Source organism: Cellulomonas denverensis, from assembly GCF_012396125.1.
GTDB lineage: Bacteria > Actinomycetota > Actinomycetes > Actinomycetales > Cellulomonadaceae > Cellulomonas > Cellulomonas denverensis.
The window spans coordinates 420,447-434,883 of record NZ_JAAXOX010000002.1 but is presented as its reverse complement, the minus strand read 5'-3'; the positions used below and the strand labels follow the sequence as shown (position 1 = coordinate 434,883).

General features: G+C 68.9%; 19 protein-coding genes. 2 read left to right on the top strand and 17 right to left on the bottom strand.

The window, feature by feature from the left end:
* Window positions 1–2 precede the first annotated feature (2 nt).
* Entirely contained in the window at window positions 3–881 is an 879-nt protein-coding gene (locus HGA03_RS06055) for a phage distal tail protein (RefSeq protein WP_168629329.1), read from the bottom strand.
* Window positions 878–3,559: a phage tail tape measure protein gene (locus HGA03_RS06050; RefSeq protein ID WP_168629328.1), complete on the bottom strand. Its 2,682-nt coding sequence runs from the start codon at window positions 3,557–3,559 to the stop codon at window positions 878–880. Before HGA03_RS06050 ends, HGA03_RS06055 begins: the two co-directional genes overlap by 4 nt.
* Before the next feature lie 35 nt (window positions 3,560–3,594).
* Between HGA03_RS06050 and HGA03_RS06045 the strand changes: the two genes are divergently transcribed.
* The gene (locus HGA03_RS06045) at window positions 3,595–4,095 is read left to right on the top strand and encodes a hypothetical protein (RefSeq protein WP_168629327.1); all 501 of its coding nucleotides are present in this window, start codon (window positions 3,595–3,597) and stop codon (window positions 4,093–4,095) included.
* Window positions 4,096–4,433: 338 nt separating this feature from the next.
* On the opposite strand, the gene HGA03_RS06040 is transcribed toward HGA03_RS06045, so the two are convergent.
* The 6 genes from HGA03_RS06040 to HGA03_RS06015 form a co-directional block, all read right to left on the bottom strand.
* Window positions 4,434–5,021, bottom strand: coding sequence for a hypothetical protein (locus HGA03_RS06040; RefSeq protein WP_168629326.1), 588 nt, complete (start codon window positions 5,019–5,021; stop codon window positions 4,434–4,436).
* Complete coding sequence (locus tag HGA03_RS06035) at window positions 5,018–5,311, bottom strand: hypothetical protein (protein WP_168629325.1); 294 nt, start codon at window positions 5,309–5,311, stop codon at window positions 5,018–5,020. Before HGA03_RS06035 ends, HGA03_RS06040 begins: the two co-directional genes overlap by 4 nt.
* 81 nt (window positions 5,312–5,392) lie before the next feature.
* A complete protein-coding gene (locus HGA03_RS06030) occupies window positions 5,393–5,908 on the bottom strand; it encodes a phage tail tube protein (RefSeq protein WP_168629324.1) in 516 nt (171 codons plus the stop codon).
* Between the two features lies 1 nt (window position 5,909).
* Entirely contained in the window at window positions 5,910–6,134 is a 225-nt protein-coding gene (locus tag HGA03_RS06025; RefSeq protein ID WP_168629323.1) for a hypothetical protein, read from the bottom strand.
* 57 nt (window positions 6,135–6,191) lie between these two features.
* Window positions 6,192–6,635 (bottom strand): hypothetical protein, encoded by a 444-nt coding sequence (locus tag HGA03_RS06020; RefSeq protein ID WP_168629322.1) that lies wholly within the window; start codon window positions 6,633–6,635, stop codon window positions 6,192–6,194.
* A complete protein-coding gene (locus tag HGA03_RS06015; RefSeq protein ID WP_239073769.1) occupies window positions 6,635–7,021 on the bottom strand; it encodes a hypothetical protein in 387 nt (128 codons plus the stop codon). Before HGA03_RS06015 ends, HGA03_RS06020 begins: the two co-directional genes overlap by 1 nt.
* Before the next feature lie 32 nt (window positions 7,022–7,053).
* Here HGA03_RS06015 and HGA03_RS06010 point away from each other — a divergent pair, with 32 nt between their 5' ends.
* Window positions 7,054–7,224: a hypothetical protein gene (locus HGA03_RS06010; protein ID WP_168629320.1), complete on the top strand. Its 171-nt coding sequence runs from the start codon at window positions 7,054–7,056 to the stop codon at window positions 7,222–7,224.
* Here the strand turns inward: HGA03_RS06010 and HGA03_RS06005 are convergent.
* The 9 genes from HGA03_RS06005 to HGA03_RS05965 are packed head-to-tail and all read right to left on the bottom strand — an operon-like array spanning window position 7,221 to window position 14,407.
* Window positions 7,221–7,613, bottom strand: a complete 393-nt coding sequence (locus tag HGA03_RS06005; protein WP_168629319.1) for a DUF6093 family protein — start codon at window positions 7,611–7,613, stop codon at window positions 7,221–7,223. The genes HGA03_RS06010 and HGA03_RS06005 overlap by 4 nt on opposite strands.
* Window positions 7,610–8,032, bottom strand: coding sequence for a Gp19/Gp15/Gp42 family protein (locus HGA03_RS06000; RefSeq protein ID WP_168629318.1), 423 nt, complete (start codon window positions 8,030–8,032; stop codon window positions 7,610–7,612). The genes HGA03_RS06005 and HGA03_RS06000 overlap by 4 nt, the downstream gene beginning before the upstream one ends.
* A gap of 16 nt (window positions 8,033–8,048) precedes the next feature.
* Window positions 8,049–8,351: a hypothetical protein gene (locus HGA03_RS05995; RefSeq protein ID WP_168629317.1), complete on the bottom strand. Its 303-nt coding sequence runs from the start codon at window positions 8,349–8,351 to the stop codon at window positions 8,049–8,051.
* Window positions 8,351–9,259: a phage major capsid protein gene (locus HGA03_RS05990; protein WP_168629316.1), complete on the bottom strand. Its 909-nt coding sequence runs from the start codon at window positions 9,257–9,259 to the stop codon at window positions 8,351–8,353. The genes HGA03_RS05995 and HGA03_RS05990 overlap by 1 nt, the downstream gene beginning before the upstream one ends.
* Window positions 9,260–9,289: 30 nt before the next feature.
* Window positions 9,290–9,880, bottom strand: coding sequence for a hypothetical protein (locus tag HGA03_RS05985; RefSeq protein ID WP_168629315.1), 591 nt, complete (start codon window positions 9,878–9,880; stop codon window positions 9,290–9,292).
* Window positions 9,881–9,929: 49 nt separating this feature from the next.
* Window positions 9,930–10,886, bottom strand: coding sequence for a hypothetical protein (locus tag HGA03_RS05980; protein WP_168629314.1), 957 nt, complete (start codon window positions 10,884–10,886; stop codon window positions 9,930–9,932).
* Window positions 10,852–12,249 (bottom strand): phage portal protein, encoded by a 1,398-nt coding sequence (locus HGA03_RS05975; protein ID WP_168629313.1) that lies wholly within the window; start codon window positions 12,247–12,249, stop codon window positions 10,852–10,854. The genes HGA03_RS05980 and HGA03_RS05975 overlap by 35 nt, the downstream gene beginning before the upstream one ends.
* A gap of 9 nt (window positions 12,250–12,258) precedes the next feature.
* Window positions 12,259–13,881, bottom strand: a complete 1,623-nt coding sequence (locus tag HGA03_RS05970; protein WP_168629312.1) for a hypothetical protein — start codon at window positions 13,879–13,881, stop codon at window positions 12,259–12,261.
* Window positions 13,871–14,407: a hypothetical protein gene (locus tag HGA03_RS05965; protein ID WP_168629311.1), complete on the bottom strand. Its 537-nt coding sequence runs from the start codon at window positions 14,405–14,407 to the stop codon at window positions 13,871–13,873. Before HGA03_RS05965 ends, HGA03_RS05970 begins: the two co-directional genes overlap by 11 nt.
* Window positions 14,408–14,437: the final 30 nt, after the last annotated feature.

Below are 14,437 nucleotides of genomic sequence, written 5' to 3'. Positions count from 1 at the left end.
TGTCACCACCATCCCGGGCGAACCGTGCCCGTCAGAACTGCATCCGTCGCTGCACCCAGCGGGATGAACGCCACCTCGATCGACCCTCCGGCTGGCACCGGGAACCAGTCCCGGTAGGTGAGCTGGCCACCCCGGTCAGCGCTGCCGTCGATCACCGCCGTGCCCGTCGCCGGGTCGATCACCAGCACCGAACCGGCCGCCACAGGCCCCGAGAACCGGATCCGCCGATCGGTGCCGACCAACGCAATCTCGAAGCCCTCCGAGGCCACCGGGCCGTCGATCTGGAACTGCGGCCAAACATCAGCAGTGCCCGGGTTCGCCAAGGCCAAACGACCTGTCGTGGACCGCTCCCCGTAGTCCAGGGCTCCCACGTCCCCGCCGGCGCCATTGGAGTACAGCGGGAAGCGCAAGCCTCCGACCCTGGTCGGGAACGTCGCCCGCGCCGACTCCGGGGAGCCGTAACGCAGAGGGTCGCGGCAACGCCACTCGATGACGAAGGGCACCTCGCCGACAGCCCATCCGACGCCGGTCGGCGTCTTGAAGGCTGTGAGCCGCGCGCGAGAGGAGAGAGTCCGCCCCGCGCGCGTGATCGTCAGCTCCTCACTGCTGCCGCCACGCGACCCCCATGTCATCACGGCCGCCAGTTCCTGGAGCAATTGGTCGCGACTCTGGGACACGATCTGCCCAGAGAGCGTCACCACCCGTTCGTCTGACCACACCGGCGTGTCGAATCGGCCGTGAGCTGCGGGGCGAACAGGCGCATCAGAACGCACATCCGGCAGTTCGTCCCAGCCCTCAAGAGTCCTGATTCCGAATGGCGAAGCGATGTCGGATGAGAGGGTCAACCCCCGCCATTCGACCGAAGTGCAGGACAAGGTCACAGTGGCCTCCCTGCCATCTCCAGCCTAAGCCCGGAACTCAGTTCCTTGCGCGCTTCCTGAGGGTCTGCGGCCACAATGGTGGCGTTCGGGAAGATGTCCCCTTGCCGGACAACGCGTGATGTCGGGCCGCTGGGCTGGTGGTACACCGCTGGCGCGACATACTGCCGCCCGACCTCGCCACCTGACGCGAGCTGCTGCACGGAGGCGCCGCTGTTGATCGCCTCCAGCAGGCCCCGGTTCCGAGCGGTCGCCATCGCGTTCACCACGAACTCACCCGACGCGGCGTGGATGAGCATGTTGTCCGTCGACGAGGGTGCGCCCGGGAGGATGCCGCCGCGGGCGCGCCGTACCTGGACGCCGCCCGTGGTGGCCGGCGAATAGTTCGGGTCGGCGTTCACCCGGGCTTGGATCACGAGGATGTTCGACTGCTGTCGCGCGCGGAAGTTCGCCAGGTCGGCGTCCGCCTGGGCCGTCCTAACCTGGACATTGGCAACCACGTTCTCGGGAATCAGGCCCAGCTCGTCGGCCAACGCGCTCGCTTCGTCAGCCGACATCCCGAAGGCGCCGGCCGCCTCGATGAAGCGGTCCCGGGTCGCCTGCATCGTGGCCTGGAGCGTCGACTGCTCTGCCCCCTGCTCCTTGAGCGAGTCGATGAGCTTCGTCCCTGAGGATGCGATGCCGTCGAGCGCGGCCTGGTTCTCTCGCCCCGCCTCTGTCGTGATGTCGAGGGTCTGCCCGTTCTCCTTGAGCGCCTCCGCGGCGCTGTCGATCGCGTCCTCAAACCCTCGCTGAGCATCGCGGGCGGCCAGGGCGATGTTCGTTGCCGCGGTCATACCTTCGACGACCTCAGAGATCGCGGATGCGTAGTCCTCGACGGTGGATGTGCCGTTCGCAAGCCCGTCCGTGTACTGCTGGAGGGCAGAGGTGGCCTCCCCGGTCGCCGATGCAGCTCCGCCGGCCGCATCGCGCTGGAGCGCCCACTGCTTCTGGGACTCGTCGAGCGACCCGTTGATCGACTCGAGATCCGTCTTGATCTGGGCGACCCCGGAGCTGTCCGACTCGAAACCGAAGAACGACTCCTTCGGCTGCTCCTCCAGGAGTGTGTTGACGCGCTCGATCGCGTCCGCCTGACCCAGGACGTAGCCGGTGAGGTCTTGGACGTTGCCGCCGAGGTTTTTGTAGATCCGGGCAGCCTCCGAGGACCCGACCTTCTGCGCCACCATCGCCTCGGTGCTGTCGGTGATCGCACCGGTCGCCTCATCCAGCGTCGAGGCGAAGTCGCCAGTGTCCGACTTCGCGCGCTGGGCGGCATTGGCCCAGTTGGAGAGCAGAGACGTGCCCACGTACAGCACGGCCCCGATGGCGCCGAGGGCGGTCGTCGCGGTGCTGCCGGAGATCTTGAGAGCGTCCATCGCGGCCTTCGCCTCAGCGATGCCAACAACGAGCTTGCCTAGGCCGGCCACCCCGAGCGTGGCGAGCCCGCCGCCACCGATGACCGCCATCGTGGCGTTCTTCGCGCCGTCTGACATACCGTTGAAGCTGTCCACCACAGCATCGAGGCCCTGAACAAGCGACCGCAGCGGCCCATTGGCGCCCTCGCCCAGCCCGATCAGCAGAGTCTCAAACGACCCAGACAAGCCCTCGATGTCGCCCTTGAGGTTGTCCATTCGCGTGGCGGCCTGCTCCGCCGCGTAGCCCTGATCGTTGACCTGCCGCGTCCACTCCTGAACGCCTGCAGCGCCCTCCTTGGTCAGGACGTTGGCTGCCTGCAGCGCCTCGTTACCGAAGATGCGACCCAGGGCATTCGCGCGCTCGGCGTCGGTCAGCTCACCGAGCCGGTCGTGAAGCTGGCCGGCCACACCGTCGAGACCGATGAACTTGCCCTGGGCATCGAAGACGGTGATCCCGAGCTCGTCCATCTGCTTTCGAGCGACCTGCGAGGGCGACGTCAGCGACGCGATCATCGAGCGCAGCGAGGTGCCAGCCTGCTCGCCGATGATGCCGTTCGACGCGAACAGGGCGATCGCACCGGCAGTCTGCTCTAGGCTCACGCCGAGCTGCGCAGCGGGCACACCGACGTACTTCATCGCGTTGCCCATGTCGGACACGCCACCCTGAGCCTTGCCAGCCGCGGCGGCGAGCACATCGGCGATATGGGTGACGTCCGCTCCCTTGAGACCGAACTGGGTCATCGTTGAGGCGGCGATCTCCGCGGCCTCACCAACGCCAATCGCGCCCGACGCCGCGAGGTCGAGGGCACCATCGAGCCCGCCAGCCAGGATGTCCGCGGTGGAGACACCTGCCTTCGCCAGCTCCTCGATGGCACCGGCGGCCTCGGTAGCCGAGTAGACGGTCCGAGCACCGGCGTCGATCGCCGCGTCCCGGAGCAGTGCCATGTTGTCCGTGGACTCCATGGTCGCGGCCTGCACCGACGACATCGCGGCGTCGAAGTCAGCGAACTTCTTCACCGCGAGCAGCGCGAATCCGGTCAGCGCGGCGCCGGCAATCCCGAAGCCTCGCGACAGCGCGTTGATGTGCTGCTCGTTCTTCTCGACGTACCCGAGCGCCTTGTTACCCCAGTCCTGAGCCGCCTTCTCCGCGGTCCTGAGCCCGTTCACCAACCCGGTGACGTTCGCCCCGATCCGGACGACGATGCTGCGATCGGCGATCGGAATCACCTCCAGCCGTCACACGGGTGCGGCACAATGCGCGCATGGGTAAGCGATGGACATGGGGGCTCGCGAGCGCGGCTGCAGTGCTGGCGCTGACTGCGTGCGGGCAGGGCGGCGGAGACACCCCGGCTAGTTCGCCCTCGCCCACACCAACGGAGGCGCGCACTGGCACGGTCCGAGGCACCGTCGCGGTCGAGGCTGATTGGCTCGCGAACGTGCAGTCGGGGCAGAACACGGTCGACGGCCCTTGCGCGGTCGAGCGCGGCTATGACGACCAGAAGCAGGGCGCTCAAGTCGTCATCACAGACGCCAGTGGAACGACGATCGCGCTGGGGCACCTCAACGAGGAGGGGCTGCAGATCGTCGACGGCTCGACCGACATACAAGACACCTGGTGTGGGTTCAGCTTCTCGGTGCCACACGTCCCGACCGGCGAGAACTACTACGGCGTTGCGATCGGAAACCGAGACGCTATCCAGTTCTCCGAGGATGAGATGTTCTCGAACCTGGATCTGTCACTTGGAGACGTTCCCGGCTCCTGATGTCGACACACGGGCCGACCAGAGGAGCCCTTCCATGTTGGCTCCGGGCAGGTCAGAGAACGCCTTCTGCTGGCGCCGCATCTCTGTGGTGATGTGGCACCGGGTCGGGGGCGGAACCTCAACTCCGCCGAGCGACAGGGCCGGGTCCTGGCACACCTCGCGCGGCCACCCGCACAGCGGGCAGATGTGCTTGTCGCGCCACTCAGCCAGCGCGAGCATCCACTGCCGCTCGGTCTCGTCCCATTCCGGTTCGAGGTGTGAGCCGACCAGGCGGCCGTTCTCGTCGTAGTCGAAGACGGTCCGCGGCTCCCAGCCGGTGAACCGCTTGTACGAGATCCCTAGCCGTTCTGCGGCTTCGAGGTCTGCTCGGAGCGCCGGATCACGACCGACGCGAGCGACGAGAAAGGGGCGGCCGTCACCCCGTTGTTGAGCTTGAGGATCGCCAGGGCGAAGTCGTTCCACTGGGCGGAGGTCATCTCGTCGGCGAGCTCGGGCCAGTTGCTGCCCGGGTCGAACGGGACCTCATCACCGTCGAGAGTGGTGACGCCGGTGATGGCCGCCGGCCAGGAGTGCCCGTCGGCGACGTCCCCACCCAGCACCTTGTCCAGGCCGGAGACGTCCACGCCGAGCGCCTTGTCGCCCTCGTTGCCCTCGCGCGGCGGGTGCAGGGCCTCCCACTCCGCCCACCGCTTCCGGGGCCATGCCTCCAGGGTGAAGACCAGGGTGTGCTCGCGCATCACCTTTTCGATCTCCTGGACGCGCTCGGCGGCTGCGCGAACCGCGGTGTTTCCGGTCTCGCGCTGATCCGCCTGGCCGGCCTTGTTCGCCTCGGCGAGAGCGGCCACGGCCGCCTCGTGCTCTGCCTTGAGGCTCAGGTTCGTGCAGAACTCCACCCGCTGAGTGGGGCGCGTCATGGTGATGCTCACTTCACACCCCCTTCGACGCGAAGCGTCACCCGGCCCCTGCGAAGCTCGTTCTCGCGCCATTCATCGATCTGCGAGGGGACCGGTCGGGTGCCGTCCCAATCAGCAGGCGGGACGATGAACTCAACATCGACCGCGTCGTCAGACAGCGTTCGAACGCCGTCGAGAACCACGATGAAAGGGTCCATCCCCAGGGCCTTGATCGCCTCGGTCCGGAGGCGGCGGAACTCGTCGTACTGCTCACGGGTGATGGACTTGGGCAGCCAGCTCGGCCGCTGATCGGTGACGTTCACGATCTTCTCCCCACGGTCCCCACGTTGGTTGGTGCCGCCGCCCCGGGCCGTGGGGTGCCCGGGGCGGCGGGGATGAAGGGGTCAGGCGCCGGCGACGACCGGGACGTCGACGCGCACCGGGCCGGTGATGAAGCCGGTCCACATCGACCGCAGGACGGAGTTGGCCTCCGAGGCGACCTCGGTCTTCACGCCGGGCTTGAACGGCAGCACGGTGACGACGTCCGCGGTGGCGACGGCCGTCTCGTGGCTCTTGCCGCGGCGGCGGACCACGTACATGTCCTCACCCTCGGTCAGGGTGTCGACCATCTTGTTGGCCGTGGTCGCGTTGGCCGAGTTCGAGTTGTCGATGCCGGTCAGCGTGAGGGAGTAGGTCTTGCGACCCGGCTGCCCGTACACCTCGGTCGAGCACTCGCGCTCGTCGGCGATGGTCGCCTGGTCGGTCGTCAGCGCGAAGCCTCCGGCCGTCAGGTAGCAGGAGATGTCCACGACGCCGGACGCGGTCAGCTCGTCCACGGTCGGCGCGCCCGGGTCGGCGATGGCCGGCACGAGCAGGGTCTTGATGTTGCCGTCGGCGGGGGTCGAGGGGATGTCGACCATGTCAGTTCTCCTTCGGGGTGGACTCGCCCTTGCCGGACGGCTTGGGCGCGCTGCGCGTGGTCGACCGACCCGCGAGGTTCAGGTGGTGCTTCGGCGGACGCGCCTGCTCGGCGGGCGGGAAGCGCTCGTCCTTGACCCGGGTCACGTGGCCGTCTCGGATGAGCCGGGAGGACTCCGGAACGTCGAACTCGTGGCCGGTGTCCTTGTCCTTCACGCGCACGTACATGGCTGCCTCCGGGCAAGACGAAGACCCCGCTTCCGGCGGGGTAGCGGTTGGGGATGGTCAGGCGGTGCGCGAAGCGGTCACGACGAACTCACTGACCGCGTAGATGGCACGGGCACCGTTCGTGAAGGTCACATCCGGGTCTTCATCGGGGCCGCGTACGTTCTCCAGCAGCAGCGGGCCGAGCAGCCAGCCGTCGGCGACCGGCCGCGCCCGATCGAGCGCCGACTCGGCTGCGGAGGCGAGGTCCCGAGCGGCACCCGGGGTGCGCCCGACGGACGTCACGCGGACCCGCACCTCATGGCCGTGGGGCGTGGCACCCTCGGAGCGCTCCAGCACCGCGGGCAGCCGGACGTGGAGCACGAAGTAGACCTCAGCCGGGGCGTCTGTCGTTCCCGTCGAGGTGTCGAACGTCTTCGGGGACACGGACTGCGACCCGACCTGCACGGAGGCTGGCATGAGCGCCTGGATCGCGCTGGCGACGTCGCGGGCGGTCCCGGTCATCACAGGCCCCCGAGGAAGTCGTCGAGTGCCTTCATCAGGCGCGGCTCCTCAGCCTTGAGCGGGGCGTCGATGTCGAGCGTCCCGCCACCGCCGTTCGCGCCGCCGAAGTACGCGATGTTCGCCAGCGACGCAGCTCGACCAGCCTTACCCCGGCCCTTGTCGGGTCCGATCTCGTAGGCAGGCTGCCCGAGCCGGTACGCCGAGTCGTAGGAGATCGACGGGGCCATCGCACCGAAGTGCGCCGAACCCGCGGCATCCGCGACCATGTCCGCCTTGATGTTGTCCGCGCCCTTCTTGAGGATTGCGTCCACATCCGGCAGGGCGCGCGACGCGATCCGGGCCAGGTCGGCGGTCAGCTCGCGCAGTCCTTCGATCTCGTTCGCCACCACGACCACCGCCCTCCTGCCATGCTGACGGGATGAAGGAACAGGTCGAGCCACGCACGTGCCTGCAGTGCGGTGCCGAAGCCGAGCCCGCGACGTGGATGGTCGAAGCCGGGGTGCGCATCCCGCGGTACTGGCGTTGCACGAACCGGGAGTGCGAGTCGCATCAGGTTCCGGCGCGCGAGCGGCAGTTCCGGCTCGCCTAGCTGGGCATCCGATCCACAAACACCCGCTGCGCTGTCGCCAGCGTCTTGCTGAACGGCGCCGTGATCCGCTCCCGCGCGCCCACCCGATCCGGGTCCAGCGGGCAGGCCGTCCACTCGATCACGTCGCCCACCCGCGGCTCGAACGCGCCAACCGGGAAGTGCGCGGCGTACCGCTGGACGGTGTAGTTGTGGCCGCCCGCCTCGGGGGTCTGCTCGTACGCCTCATACGTCTGTGACTTGGCGGGGCCGGCGTACACGACCATCCGGGCGCGTTCTCCGGTGAGTTCGTCGACGGGCGCGTCCGGGTCCTCGCGGGACACCTGGCACAGGTCGATCATCTGGCGGCGTGCGGCCTCTCGGCCGGACCGGACGGCGGACGCGGCGGTCACGGCGCCGGTACCCACACGTCAGGGTGAACCCACTGACCTCGCCGGGGGTCCGCGGCGTACGGCCGGATGGTGAAGGCGCCCTCGCCGGAGCCAGGCTCCAGCAGCGCCCACTCCTCGTCGGTCAGGAACAGGTCGCCGCGGGCGGCGTCGGTGTTCAGGCCGAAGGAGTAGTCGTCGATGCGCTCGTTCTGCTTGCCGTCCGGGTTCTTGATCTTCCGGATGACCGCGTTGGCCTCGACCATCTTCACGACGGCCTCGGTCGGGTGGCCGTCCGCGATCTGCGCGGCGAGGTCGGGGATCCGGCTGAGGATCAGGGCCTCGATGTCGGAGAGCCAGGCGTTCACCTGGGCGACCTCGTTGGTGTCGGTGATGGGGCGGCCCAGCCGCGTGGCGACATCCGTCAGGACTGCGTACGTCATGGCCGCCCCACCCCCGTCACTCGTTGTTGGACCCGGTCTCGCCCGTGTCGGCGCCGTCCTGCGGCGTCTCGGCGGGCTTCTGGGCCGCCTCGACGGCCGCCCGGATCTCCTTCTGCTTCGCCTCGGCGGGGTACTCGACTCCGAGGGAGTCGGCGTACTCGGCCCACGCCTCGCGCGATGCGTTGCCCTTCGGGGCGCCGTCCTGCGGCGTCTCGGCGGGCTTCTTGCCGGAGACCCAGCCGGCCGCGGTGTAGCGGTCGACCAGGTCGTCGGGCACGGTGATCACTGCCCCGTCGTAAGGGCTGCTCAGCTCGGCCATCAGGACTGCGTGGCCGAGGTGAGCTTGGCGAAGTGGGCGATGTCGCGGACGCGGAAGCCGATCTCGACCTCGGCGCGCACCGCGAACATGTTCCGCTGCCAGAGGTTGATCACGTTCGGGATCGTGACACCCTCGGCGATCTCGACGGTGCCGTCCACGAGGGAGGCCTGGTCGGAGATGCTGACCGACACGCCCTCGACCGAACCCCACGCGGCCGAGGACCAGTCGCCGGCGAACCCGAGCTGGTTCGGGCTGCCCGCCAGGTACACGCCCGGGCTCTGGAACACCGGGGCACCGAGGAGGGATGCGACCTGGGCGGTGTCATTCGGGTTCGGGATGAACAGCGGCCGGCCGAAGCCATCCACCGAACCCAGGAGCAGGCCACGACCCTGCGGGCTGATCGCCCAGCCGTTCAGGGTGCCGCCGCCGGTGGCGATCGCCTGGTCGGCGGCCACGAGGCCCTTGTAGGTGTTGCCGGCGATCCCCACCGCGGTGGCACCGGACAGCTTGTCGAAGTTCGCACCCGGGGCCGCGACGTCACCGAACACGGTCTGGTCGAACTTCTTCGCCAGCGCCTGGGGCAGCTTGCGCACGAGCTCGGTGTACAGGCGCCGCTTGTCGCGGCGGAACTGGTTGGAGAACGGCACGATGACCGCGAGGGTGTACGGGGTCATCAGCTTGCTGCCGAGCGTCGGGCGGGAGACCGGCTTCTCGTCGGTCTCGGCGACCCACTCGGCCTCGGGCTCGCCCGTGATGATGTCCACGGTGACCCCGGATCCCGGCAGCGGGATGGGGGTCGCGAGCTGCATCGCGGCCGAGGCGTACTCGGCCTTCGACCAGATCTCTGCGGAGGTCTCGGGGTCCAGGCGGACCCCGGCGGTAGTGCGGTTGACGTCGATCCCGGCCATCAGGATCCCCTTTCGTGCCCTAGTGGGCGGTCAGATGAGTCCGTCGATCGCCTGTGCGAAGCGGTCGGCGGTAGTGGCGGTGCCCCGCCCGCCTTCTCCTTGCGAGGGGTCGGGCTTGAGGGACTTGGGACCGCCTTGCGCGGCCAGGTACGGCTTCTTGGCGATCAGGTCGGTGATCGCCTGGGCGATCTCCTCCTGGTCCACCTCGCCGTCGTCATCGACGTCGAACTGCGTCATGTCGATGAAGGTCAGTGCGTCCGAGGGATCGGACAGCTTCCCGGTCGCCGCGGCGCGGACCTCCGCGCGCAGGATCCGGTCGTTCGCCTTCGCCACGGCGCGGGCGTTGGCCTCGCGTTGGATCCGGTCGGGGTCGTCGGCGGCGCTCGACTCGTTCAGCTTCGCCTCGGCGGCGCGCCGGGCTGCACGTTCGGCCTGGAGCTTCGCCTTCATGCGGTCCAGGGCCTGCTTGCCCTTGTCGCCGAGCTCCTCCTCGCCCTCCACCGACTCGTCGGCGTCGACCTCGGTGTCGGTCTGCACCCGCTCGTCGGCGGTCGCGTCCTGCAGGTTCGGGTCGGTCGCGTCGAGCGCGGCGACGATGTCGGTGCTGGTGTCGGTGCTCATCGGTCTCTCCTTGCGAGAGGTCGACCGGCGCCCCTTGCGGGCCCGGGGGTCAGAGGATGTAGCCGTTGGCTCGTAGCAGCCGCAGGTAGTCGTCGCGGTCCGTGGCGAGCTGCGAGATGGTCTCTGGCATCAGCCGCACAGGGACGTCTCGTCGCCCGCGCGATGAGCGCAGCGCTCGGGCGGCGGATCGGCCTCCCTCGCGCGTGTAGAGCCGCTGCCGGCCGGAGGGTGCCTGCGCCGTGTACATGCCGCGACGCGCGTTGACGACCTTGTTCAGGTCGGCGCCGTTGCGGATCGCCTCAGCGCCTGCCTTGGTGAAGACCCGGTCCTGGTCGGCGCTGCTCAGCTGGTCGAAGTACTCCGCGGAGTTGACGGTCAGATCGTCGCCGATCGACTCCGATGCCGGGATATGCCGGCAGTCGCAGCCGGGGTGGCGCTGGAAGCCTGCGTTCTTGCGGTACCACTTGCCGGCCAAGACCACGCAGCGTGCGCACGACGGCGGGTTCAGCATCCGCACGTACCCGCCTACCGGGCGGGTACCGATCGCCAGCGACTCGGACTGTCGCCCGGTGTCGGAGAGCAGCGTCCCGACGGTCATCGACATCCACAAGGACGCCGATCGGAGCGCCTGTGTCGCGGTAGCGCCAGCAGACACGCGCTCCTTGGCGTGCGTCACGGCGCCGTACAGCAGCGTGTCGACTGGTCGCCCGTCGCCGGCCACGCCCACCAGCGACTCGGGGACGATGGCGGCTGCGGACTGGATCGCCCGGACCTGCCCGGTCTCCTCCAGGACATCCGGCACGTACACGAGTGCGCCCGTCGCGATGCGACCCTGAGCCGTGCGAACGACGGTCAGCAGCGAGGGTGCGATGCGGTCGTAGGACTGATCGAAGTCGATGCCCATCCGCCGCCACAGCCGTAGCACTGCCGCTACCGCGGCCTGCGCTTCCCGGCGCTGCGTGACCGAGTAGTCACGCGCCGCCTGCGGAAGCGCCTGCAGCGCCAACAGCCCGGTCCTTCTCGGTCATCGCGGCGAGGTACGGATCGCGCTCCTCGCGCTCCAGGAGTTCGAGGGCCCGCGTGATCTTCGCCGGGGACCAGCCGAGCTCCTCCATTGCCATCTCGCGGGGGAGCAGCGAACGGCCGGCACCATCGGTCGCGGTGAACAGCTTCACGGTGGCGTCCGCTCGGGCTGCCGTGGTGGGCGTCCCGGCGTCGTACCAGAGCGTCTCCATGCCGACCAGATCTTCCGACCAGGACCCGTCGCGGACGCGCATGGCGATCCGGAGGGCCTCCTCGTCGGAGTTCCCGAGTGCGACCTGGTCCCGCTCGGCGATCTTCACCAGCCGCGATTCCCGGGAGCGGATCGCGTCGGCGGAGGCGGCATCGTCGGCAGCCAGGCCGAAGTAGTTCGGCGGGAGGCCCGAGACGCCGGATGCGAGCCGGGCGTACAGGTCCATCATCGTCTCGAAGTTCTTCATGTCCGAGGCGTCGAACTGGTCGATCTTGGCGTCCTTGTTCTGCAACGCCCAGACCGCGCCGAAGTACGTCTCCCAGACCGTGAGCTGCTTGCCCTGCTGGTCGACAAAGTCGCCCTTGCTGGCCCCGAGCACGGCGCGCTGCGGGACGGCGTGGGTCTCCTGGCCGAGCTGGGCGTTCGAGATGTTCCGCGCCGCAGCGTCTGCGATCGGGATGACGTCCTCCATCGCGGAGGTCCCCTGCAGTGTCCGGCCGGCCGGAATCGTGGTCCGCCGGCGCCGGAACGTGGGCACGACCGGAACGCAGTCCATGCCGTGCCCGTCGGTGTCGGTCACCTCAGCGGTCCCGTCGAGGTCGATCCACAGGGTCTCGTTCAGGCGGTACCAGGTGGCCTTGCGAGCCACGCCGTTCTCCACGTCGTACAGGCGCAGCGCCTCGGTGACCCGCCCGGTGCGCGCGTCGCGGCGGGTGATCATCTGCCGTGGCGACTCCACGGTCATCAGGGGGGTCTTGGGGTCGGCCTCGTTCGCGCCGATGCACTTGTAGGTGCGCCCGTAGATCAGGTAGTCGAGCCGTCCCATCAGGTCGGACTCGTCCATCCCGTTCGCCTGCCACAGACGCCACAGCTCCGCGTCCCCGACGTCGGTGCCGGCGAGCCGGAAGCCCTTGACGTCGAGGCGGTCGGCGATCGAGTCCACGACCACCCGCGGCCAGTTCACGATCACCGTGAATCGAGCCAGCTCCGGCGGGATCGCGAGCCCGAGCTGCTCCAGGCGCTGCAGCCCGTCGTAGTAGGCGTCCGCCCGGTCGAAGGGCGCCTGACCCAGCCCGAGCTCCTGCTTGAGCGAGTCGAAGATCGGGAGCTCATCGGAGGTCAGCGCACGCGCCACGGTGGCCTCCTATCGAAAGACGATCACTCTGGTGTCCTGCTTCTGCCACCCCTCGGCCCGCTGATCAGCGGCAGCCTCGTGCGCGAGCACGTCGGCCATGAGGAGGTCGATCTTCTGGGTCTCGGCGGGCTTGTCGAGGATGTACTTGTCGCCCGGCTTGGCGACCTTCCTGGCGGCCAGCGCGTGCACCTTGACGGTCGGGTCGTCGTCGTGAGTCGTCAGGCCCTCGGCGGTGTCTTCGAGGAAGCGCACCAGGGCGTCGAACATGCGGGGGATCGAGTTCGTCGGCCAGAGCACCACGACGTCCTCGCCGTGCTCTGTGGCCCACTGGTCGGCTTGTGTCTCCCAGTGCCTGGGGTCCACGTAGAACCGGGCGACTTCGTAGCGGGCGAACATCTCCTCGACGGCCGCGTTCACTTCACCGCGAGGGATCCGTCCGCCCCACTCGTCCGGGTTCCAGAACGTCGGGCGAGAGTCGGGCCCGTAGGTCGGGGTGAACCGGAACCCGTCATGCGTCTCGGCGCGCAGCGTCGTCCAGTCACCCGACCGCGAGCCGTCGAAGCCGAGCGCGATGCGCTCCCCGGGTTGCACGACCCGGTCGGGGTCCTTCGAGCCCTCCCAGAGCTTCTCCGGCATGTACGACCCGAGGCCCTGTACGAGCCGGTTCCCGAAGAATCGCTCAGCCTGCGTGGGGTCCGTCTCCAGCAGTTCCGCAGCCTCTGCCTCGATCGCCGCCAAGTCCACCCACGGCGAGCCCTCGTAGACGTACTGGTGGATCTTGTGCCGGTCGCGCTTGTTCTTGTACGACAGGTCCGCCGGCGGCTTGCGGTAGAAACGGAAGATGTCGGACTGACGCGACTCGAACGTCTGCTGCGCCTGCGAGGCCTCCATCGGGTCCCACGGGTTCGTGGTCTCGATCGACCGACCACCCATGCCGGCCAGGCCGCGCCGCATCGTCTGGGACACCTTGAGCAGCTTGTTCCGCGCTGTGTACAGCCCCGACTCGTCCATCACCGCGAAGTTGATCGGGTTTCCGAGCTTGGAGTTCGCTGCCGCGGTGACAGGATCGATGCGCCCGTCCTCGGGCAGCCGGATGAAGCCCTCGCGCACGAGCATTCGCTCGGCCAGAGGACCGCGCCGGATCATGCCTTGCAGCGGCCGGTAGACGTTGTCGACCTGGTCCTCGGACGTCGCAAGAAGCTGGATCAGCGACGTGGGCCGACGCATCCCCATCGGCTCGCCCGGCTCGTAGACGTACTCGAACCCGCAGCCGCAGTCGTCATCTTCGCAGCGGAAGACCTCACCACCCGCAGCCCAGCCCGCGAACAGGCATGGGCCCACGGCCTCGAACGTCGTGACCGCCGCCGACCACGGGCCCTTGCCCGTCTTCTGCGGACCCACGACCTGCGAACGGCGGAAGTGGAACGCTGTCGCCTGCAACGGTCGCTCCGGATCGAAGGAGACCCCTCGGCGCACCCGGTAGTGGTTCACCACGCACCAGAGCTGCCACCCGTCCATCACGAACGGCTGACCGAGGGAGAACCCGTCCGGGACGATGCAGTGAGCCTCGACCCAGTCCGCGCAGAGGAACCCGAGGGTGGGGAAGTCGACGACCCAGTCGTCAGGACCCACCGTTCACGACCTTGAGCTTCGACCGCGACGACTTCTTGGGCTGCTCCGCCGCCGGCGCCGACTCCTGGGGCTCGATCTCGGCCGCAGCGATCGCCCAGCCGTTCTCCTTGAGGCCGGCGGGCGTCATCCCGATCTGGTCGGCGAACCGGTGGAGCGCGTTCTTGTCGGCCGCCGTCGCCTCCGGCGACTCGCAGATCGCCGAGGTCCGCACCCACATCGCGACCGTCTGCCAGCGCCACGACTCGCGCGCCCACGCCGCCGCCTGCGGCGTGCGCCACGCCCACTCCCACAGCTCCGCCTCGCGCTCCCGACGCGACTCCGAGGCGCCCTGGTCGACCTCGCGAACCTTCTGCTTGTCCTCGAAGTACTCGAAGATCACCACGGCTGGCGGCAGCGGGAAGTCCGGCGCCTCGCCGCGGTAGCCCTCGTTCGGCAGCGCCGTGAGGGAGAATCCGCGACGGTCCGAGCGGCCGGACTTCGGGTCGGCCTGCGGGCCGGACCGGTTGCGAGCGCCTCCACGAGTCATGATCGATCACCATCCGTCGCCGCCTTGCGC

Excerpts from the sequence above, each read along its gene's own strand:
- HGA03_RS06020 (WP_168629322.1), bottom strand. The coding sequence starts at position 6,635 with ATGACCGGGACCGCCCGCGACGTCGCCAGCGCGATCCAGGCGCTCATG.
- HGA03_RS06045 (WP_168629327.1), top strand. The coding sequence starts at position 3,595 with ATGGGTAAGCGATGGACATGGGGGCTCGCGAGCGCGGCTGCAGTGCTG.
- HGA03_RS06025 (WP_168629323.1), bottom strand. The coding sequence starts at position 6,134 with ATGTACGTGCGCGTGAAGGACAAGGACACCGGCCACGAGTTCGACGTT.
- HGA03_RS06010 (WP_168629320.1), top strand. The coding sequence starts at position 7,054 with ATGAAGGAACAGGTCGAGCCACGCACGTGCCTGCAGTGCGGTGCCGAA.
- HGA03_RS05990 (WP_168629316.1), bottom strand. The coding sequence starts at position 9,259 with ATGGCCGGGATCGACGTCAACCGCACTACCGCCGGGGTCCGCCTGGAC.
- HGA03_RS06000 (WP_168629318.1), bottom strand. The coding sequence starts at position 8,032 with ATGACGTACGCAGTCCTGACGGATGTCGCCACGCGGCTGGGCCGCCCC.
- HGA03_RS06030 (WP_168629324.1), bottom strand. The coding sequence starts at position 5,908 with ATGGTCGACATCCCCTCGACCCCCGCCGACGGCAACATCAAGACCCTG.
- HGA03_RS05965 (WP_168629311.1), bottom strand. The coding sequence starts at position 14,407 with ATGACTCGTGGAGGCGCTCGCAACCGGTCCGGCCCGCAGGCCGACCCG.
- HGA03_RS05995 (WP_168629317.1), bottom strand. The coding sequence starts at position 8,351 with ATGGCCGAGCTGAGCAGCCCTTACGACGGGGCAGTGATCACCGTGCCC.
- HGA03_RS05985 (WP_168629315.1), bottom strand. The coding sequence starts at position 9,880 with ATGAGCACCGACACCAGCACCGACATCGTCGCCGCGCTCGACGCGACC.